This is a genomic window from Methylobacterium sp. WL8, assembly GCF_008040045.1.
GTDB classification, from domain to species: domain Bacteria; phylum Pseudomonadota; class Alphaproteobacteria; order Rhizobiales; family Beijerinckiaceae; genus Methylobacterium; species Methylobacterium cerastii.
Genome location: NZ_VRVF01000014.1, coordinates 54,343 through 75,639, shown reverse-complemented (window position 1 = coordinate 75,639; position 21,297 = coordinate 54,343). Strand labels below are relative to the sequence as shown.

Below are 21,297 nucleotides of genomic sequence, written 5' to 3'. Positions count from 1 at the left end.
GGGCAGGGTGGACAACAAGGAGAAGGTGGGCCGGGCGGAGTGGGAGGAGATGGAGGGCATGGAGATTGGTGTGGAGGTGGCGGCAAAGGTGGATCAACGGGCGCAGCTGGACCTGGACCTACCAATGCTGGTCGCGGGGCGAGTGGTAAATCGGGAAGCGCGGGATCGATCGTGGTTAGCCCATAAATAGATTGTCCGCTGGTCAACTAGCGCCAGCCCTTGTGCGCTGTTGTTATACTTAGCTAAAAATAATGACAATATCACGAGAGAAAATTCTATGCTATTTCATCTCTATAGATAAAATGTACGCTAGAATAACTGATACCTATTCAGATCATGAGCGAGAAAATGCAGCCCATTGCAATTTCTGTTTTGATTTTACTGTCAATAATAACGCAGGTTTCATCGCAGGAGTGCAGAACGCAACTTGACTATGAGCAGCACGTTGATCCTAGGAAAGAGATTCAAACTCCAAGTAGATATTTTATAGCTTCGAATAAGGCCGACAAAAAAATTATTATTTCCGGGGACGTTATCAGGCTCGATAAAAATCATTTTTCTTTTTTGTTTCCGCCATCGCTTGTATCCCTTCCCGAACTTAGCATTGAGATTCAAGGCAGAATAATAGAAATTCCCGATCCAATTATGATAAAGTCTGGAGAAGTTAAGTTATTTGCCGACAAGATCCGCTTCATCGGCGATGGCGCGATAGCTTTTACAGGCAATTTACGTAAACCAAACGATTTAGTTCTTATACAAACAAAAGAGCTTGATTTAAGTTACTCCAATTTGAAACCGCTTCGATATGCGTCACAAAATTGGTCAAATAATGACGATAGCCTATACCGTAAAACAGAATTAGTTGCGGAAAATGTACTACTACCCAATCTAAGCGACGAGGAAGCAGTAGTATTTTCGCCTATGAGCTCGGATATAGAGCGAAGGCAAAGATTTCTTAGAAACCTTACAGAAGATCGTGATAGTGGAGGATTCATTAACTGGGCAAAAGGTTTTAAAGCGATTATTGGCAAAGAAGCGAACGAAATACTTGATAAAAATTATCAAGAGCAGCTGGTTTGGCCGGATGCTGAAGTTGCACATATTGCAGAGATTTTTTCGGCAGATCCTTTCTCTCTTGATAATCGTAAATGGATCGAAGCTTATTTGGAAAGTATACAAGAGCGTTTAAAGCAAAGAAGAAGTAAGAAAGCGATTCTTCGCTCGATGGAAATTTTAAAAGCAATTCATAATAAAACAGATCTTCGTGGATGGACTGCCTTCGACGTTCCGCTTACTTCTCTTGGCGATATTGAAAAAGATTTCGTGATTAATAGAGAGCAAATATTGGGCCCTAGAGGAGTAATAGAGTCATGGGATGCTACGATATCCGAGGCTTATGACAAAAGGCAGCAAACGAAAGAGGCAATAGACAAAATTAGAAGTGAAACGGCCGCAATTCGGAATGAATCGAGTGTATTGGCCGATCAGATTCCAGAATTAATATCTAAAATTGAGGTATATGACAGAAGCATTGATGAATCAATTAATCGTGTAAATGCTCGTATCGCTGAGCTTAGGGCTGGTGAGGAAAGACAGTTAAATAACGCGCGTAGAACTGCTAGATATCGTAGGCTTGCGGAAGAAATACAATTTGGCGCCGCAGCGGTAGGTACGATCAATCCGTCATATGCTCCTATCGCCCAGGCTTCCGGACAAGTTTTAGGAACAATTGTAACTGCTATAGGACAGCAAAACAGTGGAAAGACCTTTGGAATTTCAGAAGTTTTTAATAGTGTCTCACAACTAACCACTTTACAAAAAGACTACAAAAGCAAACTCGAGCAAATAAAAATTGCTTGGGAAAGCCAGAATCTGAATGTCAAAACTCTATCGGATAAGGCTGGTCCTCTATTCGTCACCGCTCAAAGCCTATCTTCATTAAGGCGCCCCGGCAATGACGGCATGATAGAAACGGAAATCGCTCTCGAAAAAGCATCAGTCGATTATAGAAGTCTACTGGGGATACCCCCTCAGATTAATTTATCAAAGAATCAAGCCCGTGACAGTATTATACAGACTGAACTTTCTCTTCTTAGCAGTCAGCAACGGGAGATAGTCAACCTGCGAAGTCAGCTTGATAGAAGCTTAGACAATCGCTCTCGGAATACTGTTCGATTGGCGGAGGCTGAATCCAATCTTGACGAGTTAGTTAGACCGGACGTCGACGGGAACTCAGATATAAGCTTGGATAAATTGAGTGCTATCTTTTGGTTAAGGCAGAAAGCCATCAATGAGCTCCGCAGCCGAGCGCTTGTTTTATCAAGAAGCTACAGCTATCGCACCGGATCGACTATTGAGATGCCAAAAATCTTATGGTCTAAAATAATCGGCTTGCCCGATGAAGATGAAAATTTAAAAGATATTTTTGACCGATCGGATAAAATTGCATTGCTTTTGGAAAGATCACGGCAGGAGATTAGGCAAGGTTTTAATAACTTCATAATACAGCTCGGTTTAGCAAAAACCTCTTTAAGAGAAAACAACTTTGGGCAAACAGTTTTAGGTCCGTCCATAAACATGGAGAGAAATCATTCCAAGGAACAAGACAAATTTCTAGATCGAATTAATCTGTCAATCTTGAATCAAATCAGGAATGCCACATCCAATAAAAACCCGTACATTGAAGAAATTGAGGTGCCGTTTGAAGTCGCTGCTGGGCCCAGTGATGTGCCAGAAAGAGTAATAAAAGGGGTAATATCAAATGTTAAATTTAGGCGAGTTTCTGATCTCCATGGTTCAACGATCATGTTCCAACTAATCAATGAAGGATGGGGCATCGTTTATCATCACGGAAAATGTTCTTTTGTCAGGGGCGTTCAGACGAATGGCAAACCAGTGCAGTCACGCACTTGGGATTACAGTTTCCCCAACAAGCCAGGCGAAATCGATAAAATATTGATTGACGCGCAGAATGAAATGAAAGTTGGTTGGGAGTTGACATCCTCTTACCCTTTTAGAACGATTTACAAAGTTAAAGTTCAGGTTCTGAACGCTACTCAATTGTCTTTGTTGAGACCTCCAGCCGTGGATTCCATGCGGATAATAATTGTTGGAGACAAGCGAGTAAATGTAGGCTCCGCTCCATAGACGGTCAATTGAGTTGTTAACTAAGCGCAGTGCTAGCACAGTTTGTGAAGAAGCCTTGACAAGTCAATGACTTACTTCTGTTTCAGCTCAGATCATAATCCTCGTGTCGGGGGTTCGAGTCCCTCTCCCGCTACCATTCATCGAACCCGTCCGGTCTCCGACGTGGCGGGTTTTTTCATGCCTGACGATCGTCTGAAGCCGTGTCGCGTTCGCTCGTTGTGAGCTGGGGATCGTGATGCGTCGGATCGTGCCGGTCCTGATCCTCTTGGCCGTCTTGCCGGCACCCGCACGCTCCGCAGGCGATCCGAGCCGGGACGTGCTTTGGGCCGCGCTGAAGACCTGCGTGCTCGCCAAGACGGTCGCCAACCGGACCTTTCCGTGCCTCGACGTGGATCTCGGCGACGCGGACCGCCCCGGCACTGCGGTTTTGCGCGCGCCGGGCGAACCGACCCACGTCGTGGTGATGCCGACCCAGTCGGTGGCCGGGCTCGAGGCGACGGTGTTGCGCGGGGCGCGCGGCGCCGCCTACTGGCGCGCCGCCCTGGCGGCGCGGCGCTTCGTGTCGGATCCGCTGAAGGGCCGCGTGCCGGTGGCCGAGGTGGGCCTCGCGGTGAACTCGGCGCGCGGCCGCAGCCAGGACCAGCTTCACATCCATCTCGATTGCATGAAGCCGCGGGTTCTGGCGTCTCTGAAGGCGCACGCGCAGGCGATCCGCGGCAGCTGGGCGCCGTTCCCGGTCGCGCTCGCCGGCGACCGTTACCTCGCGATGCGGGTGCCGGCGGCCGAGGCGGCGCGCTTCAACCCCTTCGCGGCGCTGGCCCGGCTGCCCGGCCGGCGGGACCTGCGCGAGACGAGCTTCGCCGCCGTCGCCACCGCGGCCGGCGACCCCGAGCCCGGCTTCTACGTGCTCGCCTACCGCGCACCGCGGGCGAGCGCCGAGGACCTGATGGATCACGCCTGCGCCGCGGCGCGGTGAGACGGCACCCGGCGAGACGACGCGCTTCCTCGACACGCCGAACGCTGGGGCTATCCTGGATCGATGCATCGACCCGCTACCGCTCGTCCTCGCACCGCGCCCGCCGCCGACGGGCCGCCGGGCGGTCGCGAGACGATCTTTGATGCGAATGTCTGAGCCGGCCGGGCCGCCGCGCTGCGTCCACTACGTCGGCTTCAAGGACGACCGCTACTGGAACGCCGTCCGCATCTTCGGCGGCCCTCGGGTGATCCACCGGCGCTGGGACTGGTTCGCAGTGCACGACGTCGGCCCCGACGACCTGGTGGTGTTCGCAGAAGGCGACGAGCGCCAACCGATGGCCGCGTGGAACGCGACCGACATCGACGAGCGCTGGTTGACCTGACACGTCCACGCTGCGGCACTCGCGACGTCGCCCTCGCGCGAACCGAACGCGGATGGCGTTCGTTGATCCGCCATGACCGATCAGCCCCCCGCCCAAGCCTCCGACGCCCTCAGCGACGCGCGCCGCCGGGAGATGGCCGTCGAGCACCTTCTCTTCGGCACGATCCGCTTCGTGGCGCAGCGCCACCCGGAACTCCTCGACGAGCTCGACGGCAGCCTCGACCATCTCTGGGACAAGGCCCATGGCGAGGCTCGCGACGACGAGGGGGTGCGCGAGATCGCGCGGCGCTTCATCAAGAGCCTTCACGCCGAGCGGTAGAAGCCTGCCGGCAGGGCGGCGCTTCGTTCGCCGGTCAGGAGCGGCGCGCGGACAACGCGCTGCCGAGAAGCACCGTACCGCAGGCCGCCGCAAGCACGAGCCCGAGACCGAGGCGACCTGCCGAGGGAACGCCCTTGCGGTCGCGCCAGCCACCGTCGGCCCGGGCGCCTTCGGGCTTCGGCTGGCGCAAGGCACCATGGGTGCGTGGGCCAGGGTCGGCCCTGTCGAGCGCGCGGCGGAAACCCGCACCCATCATCCGTTCGGTCACGGACGGTGCGAGGGCGTAGCCGACCTGGGCCAAACGCGCAGGCCAGCCCACCGCCACCTCGTGGCGTGGGTGCAGCGCAAGCCGCAAGTAGGTCTCGGCCACGTCTTCCGGTGCATAGTACAGGTAGCCGGGGTTGAGCGTCTTACCGGTCACGTTGGCGCCGTGCTCGAGGCCGGGCGTGTCGACGATCGCCGGAAACACGCCGCAGGCGTGGATGTGCCGGTGAGGCGCGAGCTCCTGGCGCAGGCTGGCAGAGAAGCCACGCAACCCGAATTTGCTGGCGGTGTAGGCCGCGGCGAACGGCGTCGGCGCCCAGCCGCCCATCGAGACCGTGTCGATCAGCGTGCCGTTCCCCTGACGTAGGAAGTGCGGCAGCACGGCGTAGGCGCCGTGGATGGCGCCCAACAGGTTGATCGCGATCGTCTGCCTGTGCAGATCGAGCGGCGCGTCGAGGAGCGGGCCGAACACGCCCGCGCCGGCGTTGTTGATCCAGACGTCGATCCGGCCGAACGCGCCCACCGCCCCGTCGGCCAGCGCCGACACGGCCTCGGGATCGGCGACGTCGGTGGGGATCGCCACGGCCTCGCCGCCGCGGCCGCGAATGTCGCGCGCCAACGCGTCGAGCACGTCGGCCCTCCGTGCGGCCAGGACGACGCGGCTGCCCCGGGCGGCGAACGCCTCCGCTGCCGCGCGCCCGATGCCGCTCGATGCGCCTGTGATGACGACGGTCTTCCCGCGAAGGTCGGCCATGTTCGTGCCTCGGCTTGGAACGGTCCCAAAGGCGAACCGGGGGCAGGCGGGCCAGTTCCGGGACGCGCCTGCGCCACGAGCGCTCACCGTACGATCGCAAGGCACCAGGCGCCGCGACGCCCGCACCAAGACGATTTGCCGCTTTTTACTAGTATAAACGACAAATAAGCCGCCACGCTTCTTATAACATAAGTTAGTTTATAACTATAATATATTTTTGATCCATTCCATCAAAATTCCTCTAATATAGAACGATGCAGGTTTCCCTGGTTACGCTCGGCTCGCATGGCGACGTGCTGCCCTTTCTTGCGCTTGCCGCCGCACTCAAAGATCGCGGCCATAGGGTTGCGCTGGCCGCCCCGGCGCCGTTCGGCGACCTCGCGGCGCGGGCGGGGATCGACTTCCACGCGCTCGGCACGCGGGCGGATTACGAGCGGACCCTCCGGCACCCGAACCTCTGGCACCCGACGCGGGGGGTCGCGCCGCTGCTGCAGACGCTGTCCACGGCGACCGAGCCGGTCTTCGCGTGGGTGCAGGCCCGCTGGTCGGCGGAGGGCGGGATCGTCGTCGCCTCGCCCAACAGCCTCGGGGCCCGCATCGCGCAGGACAAGCTCGGCCTGCCCTTGGTCACGGTCCACGTCGCCCCGTTCCTGATCGAGAGCCGTCGCGAGGCGCCGGTGCTGCCGGGCCTGGCCGCGGCGCGACGCCTGCCGTCGCGGTTTCGGCATTGGCTCGGGCGGGGCGGGGACCGCTACGTCATCGATCCGGCGGTGCTGCCCGACCTCAACGCCTTCCGCGACAGCCTCGGCCTGCCGCCGGTCCGCCGCCTGCGCCACTGGTGGAACAGCCCGACCCGGATGGTGCTGACGTTCCCGAACTGGTTCGCCCGCCCGCAGGCGGATTGGCCGGAACAGGCCGTGCAGGTCGGCTTCCCCCTCGCGGACCGTTACGGCGACCGGGCCGCGCTCGATCCCGAGGTCGCGCGCTTCCTCGATGCGGGCACGCCCCCCATCGCGTTCACCTATGGATCAGGGATGCGGCAGGGGCGCGCGTTCTTCGAGACTGCGGTCGCCCTGTGCCGGCGCATGGGCCGGCGCGGCATCCTGCTGGCGCCGCAGGCCGACCAGATGCCCGGGGCGCTGCCGCCGGAAATCCTGCGGGTCGCCTACGCGCCGTTCAGCGCGCTGCTGCCGCGCTGCGCCGCCCTGGTCCATCACGGCGGCATCGGCACCGTGGCGCAGGCGCTCGCCGCCGGCATCCCACAACTGCTCGTGCCGGTGGCATTCGATCATTTCGACGAGGCCGTCCGCCTCCGGCGCCTCGGCGTCGGCGCCGCGCTCAGCCGGCGCCGGTTCACGCCGCCGCGTGCCGCACGCGTGCTGGAGCGGCTCCTCGGGTCGCCGCAGGTGGCGCAGGCCTGCCGCGAGGCCGCGCTACTTTTGGCGCAAGAGGACGGGCTCAACGCGACCTGCGACGCCGTCGAGCAGGCGATGGCGGCCTGATTATCGACGAAGCGGCTTCGGACATGCCGAGCCTTTCGCGCAAAAGCAGGCGTAGCGCGCGGGACAAGGCGTCCGTCGAAGCCATCCGCGGCAGCGGACCACAGGCTCAGAACCGGTGGTCCGGCGTCGGGTTGGTCCAGCACTCCACGCACGCGCATTCGGTGCGCGAAGGTAAGGACCCACGCCATGCCCCATGCATCGCAAAAAGCTATCCTCGTGCTCGGCGGCCTGCTCTGCCTGTTGGCGCCGATCGGCCCGGCAGCTGCGCAGAGCACCGGTTACGTCACCGGCTTTCCGGGCAAGGACCCGGCGGGCGACGACGAGATCGGCTGGGGGCCGGCCTACCGGCCGGAGACGAGCTTCTCGCAACCCGGCACGCCGCCCACGCCCGGGGATTTCGCCGGTGCCGCCTACCGGGCGCGCACGGGTCGCGGGCCTTACGACAACCTGCAAAACACAAGCGGCGCACGCCCGATCGCTGTCAGGTCCGGCAAGGATTACGCGAGACCGTCACGGCGTGTCGTCCGCTCACGCCACCGGGTCGGACGGACTGCAACGGTTCGCAGCCCGAGCCGTCGCGCGACACGGCAGGCCGATCGCTGACGGCGTGATCGCAGCCGATCGACTGGCGGCAGTCCGAACCCGGCATCACAGAAAGCCGATCTTCCGTGCGAAGTAGTCGCTGTTCGGGTCGACGCCTATCGGCTCGGGTGACACGAAGGGCCGGGCCGCCTGGAACACGACCATCGCCAGGAGGGCTGCCACCGAGCCGCCGAGCGGCGCGGACAGCACGGCCAGGACCGGCGAGTAGCGCCAGAGCAGCGCGGCCGTGATCAGCAGCCCGAGACCGGACGCGATCACGATCCGAAAGATGCAGCATTCCGACGGTTGCATGCCGGCCTCCCAATCTGCGGGTTTAATCACAGGTTGTTAATATTGACAAACCTGCAACCGTGCCGTGTGTGCGTACTCTTCCACGCGGGCGATGGTCTGCGGGTGTCCGCCCCGTACTTTGATCCTGTTCGAAGCTTGAGCGCAAAGCGGGTGATTTGCGCCGGCTCGGCGTGGCAGAGTACGCGGCGCGACGCAGGCTTCGCAACGGTTGCCGATCCGGCGTGGCATCGGCTTTGCGACCGTGCTTTGCGCCATGCTGCGGTGCAGCGTGCGTACTCGCACGTCACGGCCGAGGTGGCATCACCACGTTTGATCGGACGCTGATCGCCACGCGGCCGGGCAGTTTTCGGACCGCGTCACCAAAACCGAAAGAGGATGCCGACCATGGAACTGAAGCCATTCAGCTACGCAATGATCGGGGCCTTCGCCTTCGGCCTCGTCGCCACCATCGTCGGTACGGCGAGCGCCATCGGGACCTTCTGATCACAACCTCGCTTCGCGTTTAGGCAACGGCGGCGGGGTGCATGTCCCGCCGCCATCATGTTCGCGGTGGAGTGGTTTGGCGTTTCGTTGCGATCGGCCGCTCCGGTCGGCATGGGTCGCCGGTATCCACCTGTGCCCGCGAGCGATCCCGCAGGGGCCGGTTCGTGCCATGAGATCACGCCGTTCGTCGCAGTGCCATCCGGCCCGGAGAACCGCGACACCTTCGGGACGTTAATTCTCTTATACGGTGAGGTTCGCATGTCCGCTCGGAACGCCGACGCCGACCCTCTGACGAACAGAGGAGGCGGTATGGTTGCAGATCGACCGGGCATCGAACGGATCGACGATCGCCTTGGCCGAGCCTCCACGGATGACATCAGCCTGCCGCCGTTGGCGGTCGCGGAAGAAGAAACCGACGTCGGTCTGGCGCAGAGGGGCACGGGTGAGGCTGCGATCGTCCGCGGCGAAACTGAAATCTGAAAGTCTGTCCCGATGACCGACGACGTCGACACGCAGGCCCAACGCATGCCGCAGGGAAAGCCGACGCCGGACGGCGCGGCGATCACCCCTCAGGACACCGTCGATGGCAAGACAAAGCCGGTCGACGGCCCAATGGACCGGCCGGGCACCGAAGCCGAAGACGCGGCCCGTCAGGATAAGCCGTAACGTCGCTCGGCGCGCACGACGTAAGCCGCCGCGTCACAGGTGTCTCCGTCGGACGGCGACCGGTTTTCTCTGCCGCAAGCGCACCTGAGCGCGGAAAGAATGGTACCGGGCGCGCCATAGCGCAGCCCGGCGAGATAGGCGCGGTTCGAAGCCCGGAATCGACCGGTCAGCCGGTCTTCTCGACCGCACCCTGCACCACCAGCGGCGGCGTCTGCTGGTGCTGGATCACGCGCCAGACCTCGTGCGACAGCCAGCGATAGGTCGAGGTGCGGTTCGCTTGGTAGGTCTCGTCGCCGCGCGAAGCCTCGATGTGGTAGGCGACCACGATCAGGCCCTCTTGCGGCCGGGCGATCTGACCCTTCGAGAACGCGACCTCGGTCCAGCGGGTGGTGTCGGCGACGGCCTCGATCGCCTGCGTGCCACTGAGCACGAAGGGCGGGTGCGGCAGCACCATCAGGCACGTCTCGTCGACCAGCTCGCGGTAGTGCTCGGGAGTACCGTCCCAGAGGCTCTTCTCGAAAGACCAGACCCGATCGTCGTCCATGGTGTTCTCCTGCCGCGGGAGGAAGTCGATCGGAGAAGCGCGGGAGCACCGCTTCGTTCCGTGTCCCACCGCGGCACGCCTCGTGTCGCGACGACACGTCTCCCCATCGGGCAACAGCCTCGTCTACGTCACGCAGGTCGTCCACGCGGTGCGTCACCGATCGTGCGGTCGGCCGGCGAGCGGTCGCGTTGCTCCAAACACGATCTCGTACAGCGGCCGAAATCAGAGGTCGGTGCGGCAAAACAGGTGGGAGAAGCATCGCTGTCTGAATTCGACACAGATCGAATGGCATTGCTCTTGCCGAATCTTGGTGCGGCGGCCATCTCTCGTTCATTCACGGACGAGCACGGGTTCGCGATCCGGACTGCCAGACGATGACCCCACGCACGACGGAACAGATCCTCGAGGTCGGCGGCCCTTTGAGCCGCCGGACGACGGTCATCGCCAACGTGCGCTGGTTCCGCCGGCTCGCCTGGCGGGCGCTCCGCGACGGCGCGCCGAGCGGCCAAGCGCGCGCGGCCAACGCCCGCGCCGCCGCCCGCATCCTCATCCGCCAGGCCAGGCGCGAGGCGCTGGTCGACCGGATGATCCGGGACGCGCAGACCGCGGACCTCTGAGCGACCGGCCCGAATCGTCTCCGGGTCGGTCGCAGTCCGGAAGGAGGGCGGCGCCTCGCCGCGCACATGTGCGAGGCGCGTCGATCAGGGCGCGGCGGGCGCCGGTGCGCTCGGCTGAAGCCAGGCCTTGAGCGCGTCGAGCCAGCCGGCGGGCAGCACCACCCAGTTCGGCAGCGCCGGCAGGACGTTGGCGGCCGAGCCGTTCCAGCGGCCGGCGAGGGTCTGGCGGCCTTGGGCGTCCATCTCGCGGATCTTGAGGTCTAGGATCTTCTCCTGGATCGGCAGCGTCTGCATCTGCACCTGCGCCGACTGCGCGTGCTTCATCGCCATGAAGCTCATGTCGATCGCCTTCTGGATCTCGGGGTTGTCGAAGGTCAGGCCTTCGGCATAGCCCAAGGTGGTCACCGTGATCCCCATCGGCTCGTAGACCCGGCGGACCTCCTTCTCGACAGCCTCGATGATCGCGACCTTGCCGTGGATCGCCTTGTCGGTGGTGCGTCGGCCGAACTCCTTGGCCATCGCCGCCTGGACCGTCCGGTGCACATTCTCGTCGACGACCTCGGCCAGCGACTTGCCCTGGATCACGCTGGCGAAGTTCACCTGCGGGTCGGCGGCGTTGCCGCCCGCGGCCCGCGCGCCGAACCAGTAGACGAACTTGCTCGCATCCTCCTCCTTCGCGAAGGCCGAGACCACGATTCCGGCGCGCAGGGTCACGGAATCGGCGGTCTCGAAGCGGATGCCCTGGTCGCGGACGGAGGTGCCGCGCTCGGTCGCGCTCACCCATTCGCGCGAGACCGGCGACCGGTCGACGAGCATCAGCCGCGCGGCGGGGACGAAGTAGTCGTAGGCCCAGCCCGGGTTGCGGATCAGCGTATGCGGGATCTGGATCCGCTTCATCGCGACCTTGCGCTCGTTGAGGAACTGCTCGGACATGAAGGCCGCCTGGCCGGACTTCGTCTCGCCGACCTCGGGGATGAGGAACGCGGTCTGGTTCGGCAGGACCTCGACGAATTCGGGATAGTCGCGCGTGTCGTAATAGGCCTGCGCCGGCTCGGGTCGCCCCTCGATCAGGAGGCCCGCGACCGCGAACCCGGCATATCCGGCACCGCGCCGGCCGACGAGCCAGATCGCCGCGAGCGCCGCCACGGACAGGATCGCGGCGAGCGGGCCGACGCCGTCCAGGGCGGTGGCGGCCCAGGCGGCCTCCGCCGCCGGCCAGTCGGAATCCTGGAATTGCCGGGCGGCGATGCGGCCGGACTGCGCGGCGCCGAGCCGGTCGCCCGTGCCGGCGCGCAGGACGAGGAAGTCCACGCCGACGACGAGCGTCGTCAGCGCGATCCGAACGGAGGTGTTCATGGGGGTGGGTCTGCAGCGAGACGTGAAACGCCCCAGATGGCTTGGGGCCGTCACCGTGGGCGGAGGGCGCTCCGGAGTCTCGCCGGGGCCGCGTCACGCGGTGTCCGCCGGCCGGAATGGCGGCGGACAGCGGTTATGGTCGCCCTACCGCGTGTGCGCCGCAACACAATTGCGACGCCTGGAGCTTGCGGCGCCCGCAACGAAGCCATGCGAATCGTGCAGGGCGCCGAGAAGCTAACGGCCGAGCGAAGGACCGCCGGCGGCGCCGCCGGTGCCGGGCGGACCGCTGGTCGGCGTCCCGCCGATGTTCACGTTCGGGGTCGTGCCGGGAACCGACATGTTGCTCGGGTTGGCCTCGTTCCCGCGGGTGATCGGGCTCGGCCCGAGGTCGCGCGCGCCGCCGCCGACGCCCCCGGTGCCGGGCGGGGGCTCGACGCCGGTGTTGCCGGCGCCCCCCGTCACGATCTGCGCCGAGGCGGGACCGGCCAGGATCAATCCGAGCGCGGAGGCGAGGGCGAGCGTCGTGCGGGTCATCGGTCTGTCCAGGTCCGGGGGCGGTCGCACCGATTCGGCGCAAGCGCACGGCAACGGGCGGAGACGCCGGAGGTTCATCCGGGCAGGGTGCGGACCCGCGAGCGCGGTCCCGCGTTCGAGGCTTCGAGACGGTGTTTCGCCCACGCGGCGTCTCGAAGGACGAACCGGGCTGGTGGAGGAGACTGCGATGCGGCGTTCACTTCGTGCGGCCTGGCCGCTCGCGGCCCTGGCGATGGCGCTCGCGGGTGCTCCGAGCGCGTTCGCCCAGGCCGTCTCGGCCCCCCCGTCGGGCACCGCGACGGCGACGCCGGAGGACGCGATCCTGCTGACGGTCTTCCTGAAGCACGACCAGTCGCGGCCGCTCGCCGAGCTGAACGCGCAGCTGGCGCGGCAAGGCTTCTACAAGGCTTTCCCGCCGCCCGGCATCGAGGTGGTGTCGTGGAACGTCGTGATGGGCGTCGGCCAGATCGTGGTGCTGCGCCTGCCTGCGACCCGTCTTCGCGAGATCAATCGCGTGCTGGAGGACACCGCGTGGGGTGCCTACCGCACTGAATTCTTCCCGACCTACGACTTCAAGGCCGTCGGCCTCGGCGAGCACGAGAAGGCCCGGTAGTCCGTGCGGCCGAACATCGATTGGTCAGGCATTCGACAAGATCGGCGTCCGCCGATGCTGCGTTCGCGCCGCGCGCCACCGTAGGTCGGCAGGCCGATCCAAGCTCACGATTTTCACGCGTGCCGCCAGGATCGCGCAGCCCAAGGACTCGCTTCGCGGAGCGCCCGATGCGGCATCTGCATCCGCGGTTTCAGTCCGGACTTGGACTGGAACCGCGTCCGTGGCATAATAGGCTCATGAGCGAGACATCAACGAACATCCATCCGTACTCCCTGGAGATCATTCCCCCGAAGGCCGACGGCGGCTCCTACCAGTGGGCCATCCGTAAGAACGGCAAGCTGACCCAGCGCTCCGACCGGAGCCTGCCCAGCGAGGCGAAGGCCCGCGAGAGCGGCCTGGGGCAGATCGAGAAGCTCCTGTCGGGCGTCGGCGACCGCTAAACGGTCGAACACGCATCAGCGTATTCAACGAAAGACGCGGCGCGGACCTCACGGTTCGCGCCGTTCCGTTTTCCGGCACAACCCGTCGCCGATTTGGCACACGGGGTTCGACCGGAGATGGTTGCCAAGTCGGCGCCGGCGCCAATGTAATGTCGATGCTCGACACGAACCGCCAAGCCCAGCCCGTCGTTGCCAAGCCGGATGCGACGCCGACCCTCGACGCGTTGACCCGCCAGCGCCTCGGGCGCCACCTCCAGGCGCTCTACGAGCCGGTGATCGACGAAGCGCTCGATCCGCGCTTGGCCGAACTGATGCGGCAGCTCGACCACGACCGGCAGCTCGGGTCGTGAGGCTTCGTCCGACCGCGTGACGAGAGAAACCCGGCCGGCGCGCTTAGTAGTCCGAGCGGACCAACCGAGGCTTGCATGGTGCGGCGCGAAGGGTTATTTGTGCATTGCGGGATAGCGATGGCGTCGCCGTACCGCTGCCCATCTTGGGCGTTTCCTCCCTAGACTTCGGGCCGCTCCTTTGGGGGCGGCCTTTTTTCTGCCCGGGGTCCGCGTCTTAGCGGCGACGGCATCCGCTCACAAGCACGATGGGGCGTCCTGCGAGGGCCGCCGCGATGACATCTCGGCGAGCGGAGGGCATCGAGCCGCGAGGGATGGCCGCCCGTTCGATGACCCAGCGCCCAAGCCTCGCTTAACAGACACGGCCACGACGATTCGAAAGGACCCGGCGCATGACCAACGTGATTCGCCCGACTTTCAGTCGCCCGCCGCAGCCCGACGCCGAGGTGCCCGAGGAGATCGCGCTCGAACCGCTGCGGATCTACGGCGAGGCGGCCGGCCACGTCGTCGCCCTGGTGGCCGATCCCGGCTCGCCGGCGGGCGAAGTGTTGAAAGTCGTCGTCGGGCCGCTTGTCGGCGACCGCGTCGAGGCCGTCGCGGTCCTGCCCCGGACGGAGGCCGGCGAGATCGATGCCGAACGCGTCGGCATGGCGGTGCTGCGCACGCTCGAGATGCTGGAATAGGCCCCCGCGGTCCCGGCGGGACGCGCGCGCATCCCCAAGCGGATCGCGATCGGATAGCGTGCCAGCCGATTGGAGGACCGGCACGCGGGCCTCGACATTCCGGCCACGGACGGGTCGCCGATGCCAGCCCTCGGTTCGTTACACGATCGCCTGCGGGCGGCACCCGGCCTACATGATCCGGGCACCGCCGCCGCGCGCCTCGGCGACGTCGAGCCCGCCTTTCCGCCGGGGTTCGTCACGCCGCCGGTGCGCGCGCTCCTCCTCGGGATCGCCGACCACGCCCCCTTCCTATGGCGGCTGATCGCACAGGCGCCGGACCGGTTCGTGGCGCTGGCGGGCCAGGCCCCGGAGGCGGCGGACGCGGCGATCACGGCACGGCAGCGGGCCGCGGGTCGCACGGGCGGAACGAAGCCGAACCTCGCCGCGATCGGGCAGGTCCTTCGGCGCAACCGCGCGGAGCACGCCCTGCTCGTGGCGCTCGCCGACCTCGGCGGCCTGTGGGACTTGGCCACCGTGACAAAGGCCCTGTCGGACTTCGCCGACGCGTCGGTCGGCGCCGCCGCCGACGCGCTCCTGCTCCAGGCCGCGGGCACGGGGAAGTTTCGCCCGGCCGACCCCGAGGCCCCCCAAGCCGGCTCGGGCCTCGTGGTCCTGGGCCTCGGCAAGCTCGGCGGGGGCGAGCTCAACTATTCCAGCGACGTCGACCTGATCATGTTCTTCGACGCCGCCGTCGCGCCGCTCGGCGAGAACGTCGAGGCGAAACCGTTCTTCGCCAAGCTCGCGCAGGGCATCGCGAAGCTCCTGGAAGAGCGCACGTCCGAGGGCTACGTCCACCGCGTCGACTACCGGCTGCGGCCCGATCCCGGCTCGACAGCGGTCGCGCTCTCCACCGACTTCGCCTTCGACTACTACCAGTCGCTCGGCCAGAACTGGGAGCGGGCGGCCTTCATCAAGGCGCGGCCGATCGCCGGAGACCGCGCCGCCGGGGCACGGTTCCTCGCCGAGCTGACGCCCTTCATCTGGCGCAAGTACTTCGATTTCGCCGCCATCGCCGACATCCACGCGATGAAGCGCCAGATCCACGTGGTGCGCGGCCACGAGGCGCTGGCGGTGGTCGGCCACGACATCAAGCTCGGCCGCGGCGGCATCCGCGAGATCGAGTTCTTCGTGCAGACCCAGCAACTGGTCTTCGGCGGGCGGCGGCCCGAACTGCGCGGCAGCCGTACGGTGCCGATGCTCGGCGCGCTGACGCAGGCCGGCTGGATCGACGCCGCCGCCCGCGACGAGCTCGCCGCGGCCTACGCGTTCCTGCGCACGATCGAGCATCGCCTGCAGATGCGGCGCGACGAGCAGACCCAGCGCCTGCCGCTTGACGGCGACGACCTCGCAGCCTTCGCGCGGTTCTGCGGCTTCGAGACCCGCGGCGCGTTCGAGGCGGCGCTCCTGCGCCATGCCGGCCGGGTGCAGGCCCATTACGTCCTGCTGTTCGAGACCGCGCCGAGCCTGTCGGCAGAGGTCGGCGACCTCGTCTTCAGCGGCAGCGAGGACGATCCCGCGACGCTGGCGACCTTGGCAGCCCTCGGCTTCACCGATCCGGCCCGTACCGTCGAGACCGTGCGCGGCTGGCATTTCGGGCGCCGGCCAGCGGTGCGGACCGCCCGCGCCCGCGCCGTGCTGACCGAGCTTCTGCCGAGCCTGCTCCAGGCGCTCGGCGGCACCGCGGAGCCGGATGCGGCGCTCAACACCCTCGACCACGCCTTCGCCCGGATGCCGGACGCGTCCGAGCTCCTGACGATCCTGCTGGCGCACGAACGCCTGCGCCTGCTGTTCTCCGACATCCTCGGCACCGCGCCGCGGCTGGCCGCTACCGTCGGGACCGGCCCGCACGTGCTCGACGCGGTGCTCGACCCGGACTTCGTCGCGCCGACGACCGATCCAGCCGCGGTCGCCGCGCAGTACGCGGCGCTGGTCGGCAGCCCGGCCGACCACGAGACCTTCCTCGACCGCAGCCGCGACGCCGCCCGGCAACTGCGCTTCGTCACCGGCGCGCGCCTGCTCTCGGGCATCCTGTCGGCGGCCCAGGCCGGCGAGGCCTATTCGACGATCGCCGAAGCTGCGGTCACTGCGAGCCTCGCAGCGGTCGAGCGCGTCTTCGCCGCGGAATACGGCGCCGTGCCGAAGGGGCGCTGCGCGATCCTCGCCATCGGCCGCCTCGGCTCGCGCCAGCTCACGGCGGAGTCCGACCTCGACCTCGTGATCGTCTACGACTTCGACCCCGAGGACCGGACCACGACGGGACGGCGGGCGATCGACGCGGTGGTGGCCTACAACCGCCTCGCACAACGGCTCTACGCGGCGCTGACGGTCCAGACCCGCCGCGGTGGTCTCTACGCCGTGGACCTCCGCCTGCGGCCCGGCGGCGAGCACAGCCCGACGGCGGTGCAGGTCCGCGGCTTCCTTGCCTACCACCGGAGCGAGGCCGAGGTCTGGGAGCACATGGTGCTGACCCGGGCGCGGGTGATCGCGGGCGACCCGGGCCTCGGCGCCGAGATCGAAGCCGGTATCCGCGAGACGGTGGCGCAGGTCCGCGACGCCGGTGCGGTGTGCCGGGCGGCGCGGGACATGCGCGGGCTGGTCGCGCGCGAGAAGGGCCATCGCGGGCCGCTCGACCTCAAGATGGCGTCGGGCGCCCTGCTCGACCTCGAGTTCCTCGCCCAGGCCCTGGTGCTCGGCCATGCGCACGAGCAGCCAGCGCTCGTCGGCGCCACCGCCGACGCGGTGCTGGAGCAGGCCGGCGCGAGCGGAGTGCTTCCCGTCGACGCCGCCGGGCGGCTCGCCGACGCCTATCGCCTGTTCGATGCCGTGCATCACTGGCAGCGCCTCGTCGGCGCGGACGGGACGGCGCCGTCGCGCGGCGCCCTGGCCCGGATGGCCACCGCGATGGGCGTGCCGAGCGCCGAGACCCTGGTGGCGCAGATCCAGGCCGAGCGTCGCGCAACCCGGAAGACCCTCCTCGGACTCCGCCGCGCGACGGACTGATCTCGCCGTCACAAATTGTGCCTCTCAGTTGCACATCTGCGATAGTTACAAGCATTGGGTTGTGGTAGGCCGACGCAATCCTGTCGTTTCGGCTTCACCCGTGGTGTCGCAAGGTCGGAGACCATCGTGAACGACGCCCCGCGCCCCGCCGACCTCACCACCTTCGCCAACGCGGCTCCGGGCCCGAGACAGCGACAGTTCGCCGGCTTGGTCTGCCTCGCCTTCGCCGCGCTGTCGCTCGCGCTGCTCCCGTTCGTCGGGCAGCCGATGGCGCCGATGCCGGGATTCGTCGCGAGCCATCAATCGGCGCTCACGGTGGTCTACGCGGTCACCACGGCGCTGTTCTTCGCGCAGTACCGGCGCACCCGCTCGGTGCCGCTGCTGGTGCTCTCGTCGGGCGGCCTCTACGTCACGCTGATCGTGGCGATCCAGCTCCTGAGCTTCCCGAACGTCTTCGGCACGGCTCGCATCCTCGGGTCGGCGCCGGCGACGACGACGTGGCTCTGGACCCTGTGGCACCTCGGGCCGCCGCTGTTCGCGCTGCCCTACGCGATCATGGAAGGCGACGGCCGGCGCCGGTCGATCGCCCCCGAACGGTCCGCATCCGTCGGGATCGCCGCGGCCGTCGGGGTCGCGGTGGCGGTCGCCGGTTTGACCTACCTCGTGGTCGCCCAGGTCGACCGGCTGCCGACCACCGTGGTCGGCGACGACTACTGGTCGCTCACCACCTCCGGCGTCGGGCCGGGGGTCGCCCTGCTCACCATCCTCTCGCTCGCGATCCTGTGCTGGACGACGCGCCTGCGCAGCCTGCTCCAGCTCTGGCTCGCGGTCTCGCTGTTCCTGCTCCTCCTCGACAACCTCGTGACGCTGACGGGCGCGTCCCGCGGCAGCGTCGGCTGGTTCTCTGGGCGGTTCGAGGCGCTGATCTCAGGCATCGTCGTGCTGTGCGCGTACCTGCACAAGGTGGACCTGCTCTACGGACATGCCGAGCGCATCGCCGAGGCGCGCGAGCGCCAGCGCGCCGACCTCCAGGTCGCCCGCGACCACCTCGCCATCGCGCTCGAAGCCGCCGACATGGGCGACTGGGAGTTCGACCTCGGCTCCGGCGTGTCGCGGCGGAGCCTGCGCCACGACGCCATCTTCGGTTACGACGCCCTGCAGCCGCGCTGGGACGTGGCGACGACCCTCGCGCACGTCCTCCCCGAGGATCGCGCGGCCGCCGAGGCCGCCTTCACCACCATCGCGACCGTGGGATCCCTGGACCTGCAATGCCGCATCCGGCGCGCGGGCGACGGGGCGACGCGCTGGATCGAGCTGAAGGGCCGGGCGATGCGCGACGAGGCCGGCCGCGCGACCGCGCTCGCCGGGATCGTCGTCGACACCACCGCGCGCCAGGACGCCGACGACCGCCTGAACCAGGCGCAGAAGATGGAGGCGATCGGCCAGCTCACCGGCGGCGTCGCCCACGACTTCAACAACCTGCTGACCATCGTCATCGGCAACCTCGACATGATCGTCCGCCGCCCCGCCGACGCGCAGCGGGTGGAGCGCCTCGCCGGCTCGGCGATGACCGCGGCCCGGCGCGGCGCCGAGGTCACCGAGAAGCTGCTGTCGTTCTCGCGCCGGCAGGTGCTGCGCCCCGAGACGGTCAACCCGAACCGTTTGCTCAAGGATTTCCGCACCCTGCTGGAGCGCGCCGTCGGCGAGACCATCGCCGTGACGTTCGACCTCGACGCCGCCCTCGATCCGGTGCGGCTCGACCCCGGCCAGTTCGAGAGCGCGATCCTCAACCTCGCGGTCAACGCCCGCGACGCGATGCCGTCCGGCGGCCGCCTGACGATCCGCACCGAGAACCTGACGGTGACGGATGAGGACGGCGCGGCGCTGCCGGACCTCGCGCCGGGGCAGTACGTCCACGTCGCGGTCGGCGATTCCGGCCAGGGCATGGATGCCGGCACCGCCGCCCGCGCCTTCGAGCCGTTCTTCACCACGAAGGAGGTCGGCAAGGGCACCGGCCTCGGCCTCAGCCAGGTCTACGGGTTCGCGCGCCAGGGCGGCGGGCAGGTGCTGCTGCGAAGCGAGGTCGGCGCGGGCACCACCGTGTCGATCTACCTGCCGCACTCGAAGGAGATCGCCGCGCCGGCCCGGCCCGAGGGGCCGATGCCGCTGCGCCGCGCCACCGACGGCGAGGTGATCCTCGTCGTCGAGGACGAGCCGGCGGTGCTCGACATGGCGGTCGAGAGCCTGAGCGAGCTCGGCTACCGCACCCTGACCGCGAACCATGCCGCCGAGGCGCTCGCCCGGCTGAAAGGGCCGGAGCGGGTCGACATCCTGTTCTCAGACGTGGTGATGCCGGGCGGGATGAACGGGGTGCAGCTCTCGGTCGAGGCGCGCCGGCTCCGGCCCGGCCTCCGGGTGCTGCTCGCCTCCGGCTACACCGCCTCCGCCTTCGGGGAGGACGGCCTGCCCGCCGACCTGCCGCTGCTCAACAAGCCCTACGGCCGCGAGGACTTGGCCGACAAGCTGCGGGTGGTCATGGGGCGGCGCTGAGGCGCGCCCGCCGGTCGAGGAACCACGCCAGCGCGATCATCGCCGCGAGGCCGGCGACGTTGACGCCGACCTGCAGCGGCCAAGTCGGCCCGAAGGTGCGGTAGCTGATCCGGCCGATCAGCGCCGCGAGGCACCCGAGCGCGAACACCTCCAGGGAGTGGCGCCCGCACAGCTCGAGCCAGCGCAGGCGCGGGCTCGTGGTGAGGGCGTAGACGCGGGGAGACCCGAACAGCAGATAGATCACCGCCAGGATGTGGAGCAGCCGCAGCGGGGCGACGTGGCCCTTGTCCGGCGGCGCCATGGCGACGAGACTCAGGTCCGGCAGGTTCCAGGCGCTCCAGGGCGCGGCCTGCAGCAGCGAGACGGCGAGCATCAGCCAGCACGCGGCCCTCAGCCAGGCACGGCGCGGCAGCAGGCCGTCGCCGCCCCGGATGGCGACGGACAGCGCCATCCCGATCGCGAACAGGAACTGCCACGCGAACGGGTTGAAGTACCAGCCGTCGTCGGCCGCGGCGTTGGGCAGGTTGAAGGCCGGGTCGAGGTTGGCGAGCAGCCAGATCAGGGCCGAGACGCCGAGCACGCCCCAGACGCTCCGGCGCATGCCGGCATAGTAGAGCGGGAAGGCGGCCAGCAGCACGATGTAGAGGGGCAGGATGTCGAGGTAGTTCGGCAAGGCGTTGAGCAGCAGCCCGCGCCACAGGCCGGACCACAGCCCCATCTGCAGCAGCGGCGCGACTCCGAAGCGGGGGACGAGGCCGGTCGCGTCCATCCAGGCCCGCACGATCAGCAGGGTGGCCAGCAGGAGAGCCGCCTGGAAGAGGTAGATGCGCAGGCACCGCCGTGCGACGCGCTTCAGGGTTTCGATCGTGCCGGCGCGGCGGAACAGGCCGCCATAGGCGGCCATCGCCGAGTATCCGGCAAACAGCACGAAGAGCTCCGCGGCGTCCGAGAAGCCGAGATTGTGCGGCGTGATCAGCGCCGGCGCGTTGTTGGGGATATGGTCGACGAAGATGATCAGCAGGGCCAGGCCGCGCAGCACGTCGACGCGCGGGTCGCGCTTGCGCGACGCGGGAGCGGGATCGGTCACGCGGGCAGTCGGTCGGGGGCGCAGGGCATCGGGCTCTCGTCGGGCGGGTTCGCACCCTGTCGCATGCCGCGCGCCCGTTGAGCCAGCGCGCATCACGGGCC

The 21,297-nt window shown here is 66.3% G+C and carries 22 protein-coding genes; 16 read left to right on the top strand and 6 right to left on the bottom strand.

Annotated features, from left to right (window positions below; all coding sequences use genetic code 11):
• The 5 genes from FV234_RS26465 to FV234_RS07865 form a co-directional block, all read left to right on the top strand.
• A partial coding sequence (locus FV234_RS26465) for a hypothetical protein (protein ID WP_210250862.1) occupies positions 1-190 on the top strand: 190 nt, incomplete at its 5' end.
• 146 nt (positions 191-336) lie between these two features.
• A complete protein-coding gene (locus FV234_RS07880) occupies positions 337-3,147 on the top strand; it encodes a hypothetical protein (protein WP_147828637.1) in 2,811 nt (936 codons plus the stop codon).
• A gap of 235 nt (positions 3,148-3,382) precedes the next feature.
• On the top strand, positions 3,383-4,123 hold the full coding sequence (locus FV234_RS07875) for a CDP-diacylglycerol diphosphatase (protein WP_147828636.1): 741 nt from the start codon (positions 3,383-3,385) through the stop codon (positions 4,121-4,123).
• Between the two features lie 142 nt (positions 4,124-4,265).
• Positions 4,266-4,505: a hypothetical protein gene (locus FV234_RS07870; RefSeq protein ID WP_238272464.1), complete on the top strand. Its 240-nt coding sequence runs from the start codon at positions 4,266-4,268 to the stop codon at positions 4,503-4,505.
• A 72-nt stretch (positions 4,506-4,577) separates the two neighbouring features.
• Positions 4,578-4,823: a hypothetical protein gene (locus FV234_RS07865; RefSeq protein WP_246686136.1), complete on the top strand. Its 246-nt coding sequence runs from the start codon at positions 4,578-4,580 to the stop codon at positions 4,821-4,823.
• A 34-nt stretch (positions 4,824-4,857) separates the two neighbouring features.
• On the opposite strand, the gene FV234_RS07860 is transcribed toward FV234_RS07865, so the two are convergent.
• Complete coding sequence (locus FV234_RS07860; RefSeq protein WP_147828635.1) at positions 4,858-5,841, bottom strand: SDR family oxidoreductase; 984 nt, start codon at positions 5,839-5,841, stop codon at positions 4,858-4,860.
• 254 nt (positions 5,842-6,095) lie between these two features.
• On the opposite strand from FV234_RS07860, the gene FV234_RS07855 reads away from it, so the two are divergent.
• Positions 6,096-7,343 carry a nucleotide disphospho-sugar-binding domain-containing protein gene (locus FV234_RS07855; protein WP_147828634.1) on the top strand — a complete coding sequence of 416 codons (1,248 nt, stop codon included), beginning with the start codon at positions 6,096-6,098 and terminating at the stop codon, positions 7,341-7,343.
• Positions 7,344-7,529: 186 nt separating this feature from the next.
• Complete coding sequence (locus FV234_RS26625; protein WP_238272461.1) at positions 7,530-7,946, top strand: hypothetical protein; 417 nt, start codon at positions 7,530-7,532, stop codon at positions 7,944-7,946.
• A gap of 45 nt (positions 7,947-7,991) precedes the next feature.
• On the opposite strand, the gene FV234_RS07845 is transcribed toward FV234_RS26625, so the two are convergent.
• A complete protein-coding gene (locus tag FV234_RS07845) occupies positions 7,992-8,237 on the bottom strand; it encodes a hypothetical protein (protein ID WP_147750925.1) in 246 nt (81 codons plus the stop codon).
• A gap of 540 nt (positions 8,238-8,777) precedes the next feature.
• Here FV234_RS07845 and FV234_RS07840 point away from each other — a divergent pair.
• Positions 8,778-9,200 (top strand): hypothetical protein, encoded by a 423-nt coding sequence (locus FV234_RS07840; RefSeq protein ID WP_147828633.1) that lies wholly within the window; start codon positions 8,778-8,780, stop codon positions 9,198-9,200.
• Between the two features lie 12 nt (positions 9,201-9,212).
• The gene (locus tag FV234_RS26125; RefSeq protein WP_187273613.1) at positions 9,213-9,386 is read left to right on the top strand and encodes a hypothetical protein; all 174 of its coding nucleotides are present in this window, start codon (positions 9,213-9,215) and stop codon (positions 9,384-9,386) included.
• A gap of 166 nt (positions 9,387-9,552) precedes the next feature.
• On the opposite strand, the gene FV234_RS07835 is transcribed toward FV234_RS26125, so the two are convergent.
• Positions 9,553-9,930, bottom strand: a complete 378-nt coding sequence (locus FV234_RS07835) for a DUF4440 domain-containing protein (RefSeq protein ID WP_147828632.1) — start codon at positions 9,928-9,930, stop codon at positions 9,553-9,555.
• A gap of 374 nt (positions 9,931-10,304) precedes the next feature.
• Between FV234_RS07835 and FV234_RS07830 the strand changes: the two genes are divergently transcribed.
• The gene (locus FV234_RS07830; RefSeq protein ID WP_147828631.1) at positions 10,305-10,547 is read left to right on the top strand and encodes a hypothetical protein; all 243 of its coding nucleotides are present in this window, start codon (positions 10,305-10,307) and stop codon (positions 10,545-10,547) included.
• An 84-nt stretch (positions 10,548-10,631) separates the two neighbouring features.
• On the opposite strand, the gene FV234_RS07825 is transcribed toward FV234_RS07830, so the two are convergent.
• Both FV234_RS07825 and FV234_RS07820 read right to left on the bottom strand, forming a co-directional pair.
• Positions 10,632-11,903: a hypothetical protein gene (locus FV234_RS07825; protein WP_147828630.1), complete on the bottom strand. Its 1,272-nt coding sequence runs from the start codon at positions 11,901-11,903 to the stop codon at positions 10,632-10,634.
• Positions 11,904-12,137: 234 nt separating this feature from the next.
• Positions 12,138-12,437, bottom strand: coding sequence for a hypothetical protein (locus FV234_RS07820; RefSeq protein WP_147828629.1), 300 nt, complete (start codon positions 12,435-12,437; stop codon positions 12,138-12,140).
• A 187-nt stretch (positions 12,438-12,624) separates the two neighbouring features.
• Between FV234_RS07820 and FV234_RS07815 the strand changes: the two genes are divergently transcribed.
• From FV234_RS07815 to FV234_RS07790, 6 genes are all read left to right on the top strand, one after another.
• Positions 12,625-13,050 (top strand): hypothetical protein, encoded by a 426-nt coding sequence (locus FV234_RS07815; protein WP_147764263.1) that lies wholly within the window; start codon positions 12,625-12,627, stop codon positions 13,048-13,050.
• A 236-nt stretch (positions 13,051-13,286) separates the two neighbouring features.
• Positions 13,287-13,490 carry a hypothetical protein gene (locus tag FV234_RS07810; RefSeq protein WP_147750933.1) on the top strand — a complete coding sequence of 68 codons (204 nt, stop codon included), beginning with the start codon at positions 13,287-13,289 and terminating at the stop codon, positions 13,488-13,490.
• Positions 13,491-13,645: 155 nt separating this feature from the next.
• Positions 13,646-13,840, top strand: a complete 195-nt coding sequence (locus FV234_RS07805; RefSeq protein ID WP_147750934.1) for a hypothetical protein — start codon at positions 13,646-13,648, stop codon at positions 13,838-13,840.
• A 389-nt stretch (positions 13,841-14,229) separates the two neighbouring features.
• On the top strand, positions 14,230-14,520 hold the full coding sequence (locus FV234_RS07800; protein WP_147828628.1) for a hypothetical protein: 291 nt from the start codon (positions 14,230-14,232) through the stop codon (positions 14,518-14,520).
• Positions 14,521-14,640: 120 nt separating this feature from the next.
• Complete coding sequence (locus tag FV234_RS07795; RefSeq protein ID WP_147828627.1) at positions 14,641-17,559, top strand: bifunctional [glutamine synthetase] adenylyltransferase/[glutamine synthetase]-adenylyl-L-tyrosine phosphorylase; 2,919 nt, start codon at positions 14,641-14,643, stop codon at positions 17,557-17,559.
• A 126-nt stretch (positions 17,560-17,685) separates the two neighbouring features.
• Positions 17,686-20,109, top strand: coding sequence for an MASE4 domain-containing protein (locus FV234_RS07790; RefSeq protein WP_246686135.1), 2,424 nt, complete (start codon positions 17,686-17,688; stop codon positions 20,107-20,109).
• On the opposite strand, the gene FV234_RS07785 is transcribed toward FV234_RS07790, so the two are convergent.
• Positions 20,093-21,196, bottom strand: a complete 1,104-nt coding sequence (locus FV234_RS07785) for an OpgC domain-containing protein (protein ID WP_238272456.1) — start codon at positions 21,194-21,196, stop codon at positions 20,093-20,095. The genes FV234_RS07790 and FV234_RS07785 overlap by 17 nt on opposite strands.
• Between the last annotated feature and the right edge of the window lie 101 nt (positions 21,197-21,297).

Bases quoted from the DNA above. Each gene is read 5' to 3' on its own strand.
- FV234_RS07880 (WP_147828637.1), top strand. From the start codon at position 337: ATGAGCGAGAAAATGCAGCCCATTGCAATTTCTGTTTTGATTTTACTG.
- FV234_RS07875 (WP_147828636.1), top strand. From the start codon at position 3,383: ATGCGTCGGATCGTGCCGGTCCTGATCCTCTTGGCCGTCTTGCCGGCA.
- FV234_RS07870 (WP_238272464.1), top strand. From the start codon at position 4,266: ATGCGAATGTCTGAGCCGGCCGGGCCGCCGCGCTGCGTCCACTACGTC.
- FV234_RS07865 (WP_246686136.1), top strand. From the start codon at position 4,578: ATGACCGATCAGCCCCCCGCCCAAGCCTCCGACGCCCTCAGCGACGCG.
- FV234_RS07860 (WP_147828635.1), bottom strand. From the start codon at position 5,841: ATGGCCGACCTTCGCGGGAAGACCGTCGTCATCACAGGCGCATCGAGC.
- FV234_RS07855 (WP_147828634.1), top strand. From the start codon at position 6,096: ATGCAGGTTTCCCTGGTTACGCTCGGCTCGCATGGCGACGTGCTGCCC.
- FV234_RS26625 (WP_238272461.1), top strand. From the start codon at position 7,530: ATGCCCCATGCATCGCAAAAAGCTATCCTCGTGCTCGGCGGCCTGCTC.
- FV234_RS07845 (WP_147750925.1), bottom strand. From the start codon at position 8,237: ATGCAACCGTCGGAATGCTGCATCTTTCGGATCGTGATCGCGTCCGGT.
- FV234_RS07840 (WP_147828633.1), top strand. From the start codon at position 8,778: ATGTTCGCGGTGGAGTGGTTTGGCGTTTCGTTGCGATCGGCCGCTCCG.
- FV234_RS26125 (WP_187273613.1), top strand. From the start codon at position 9,213: ATGACCGACGACGTCGACACGCAGGCCCAACGCATGCCGCAGGGAAAG.
- FV234_RS07835 (WP_147828632.1), bottom strand. From the start codon at position 9,930: ATGGACGACGATCGGGTCTGGTCTTTCGAGAAGAGCCTCTGGGACGGT.
- FV234_RS07830 (WP_147828631.1), top strand. From the start codon at position 10,305: ATGACCCCACGCACGACGGAACAGATCCTCGAGGTCGGCGGCCCTTTG.
- FV234_RS07825 (WP_147828630.1), bottom strand. From the start codon at position 11,903: ATGAACACCTCCGTTCGGATCGCGCTGACGACGCTCGTCGTCGGCGTG.
- FV234_RS07820 (WP_147828629.1), bottom strand. From the start codon at position 12,437: ATGACCCGCACGACGCTCGCCCTCGCCTCCGCGCTCGGATTGATCCTG.
- FV234_RS07815 (WP_147764263.1), top strand. From the start codon at position 12,625: ATGCGGCGTTCACTTCGTGCGGCCTGGCCGCTCGCGGCCCTGGCGATG.
- FV234_RS07810 (WP_147750933.1), top strand. From the start codon at position 13,287: ATGAGCGAGACATCAACGAACATCCATCCGTACTCCCTGGAGATCATT.
- FV234_RS07805 (WP_147750934.1), top strand. From the start codon at position 13,646: ATGCTCGACACGAACCGCCAAGCCCAGCCCGTCGTTGCCAAGCCGGAT.
- FV234_RS07800 (WP_147828628.1), top strand. From the start codon at position 14,230: ATGACCAACGTGATTCGCCCGACTTTCAGTCGCCCGCCGCAGCCCGAC.
- FV234_RS07795 (WP_147828627.1), top strand. From the start codon at position 14,641: ATGCCAGCCCTCGGTTCGTTACACGATCGCCTGCGGGCGGCACCCGGC.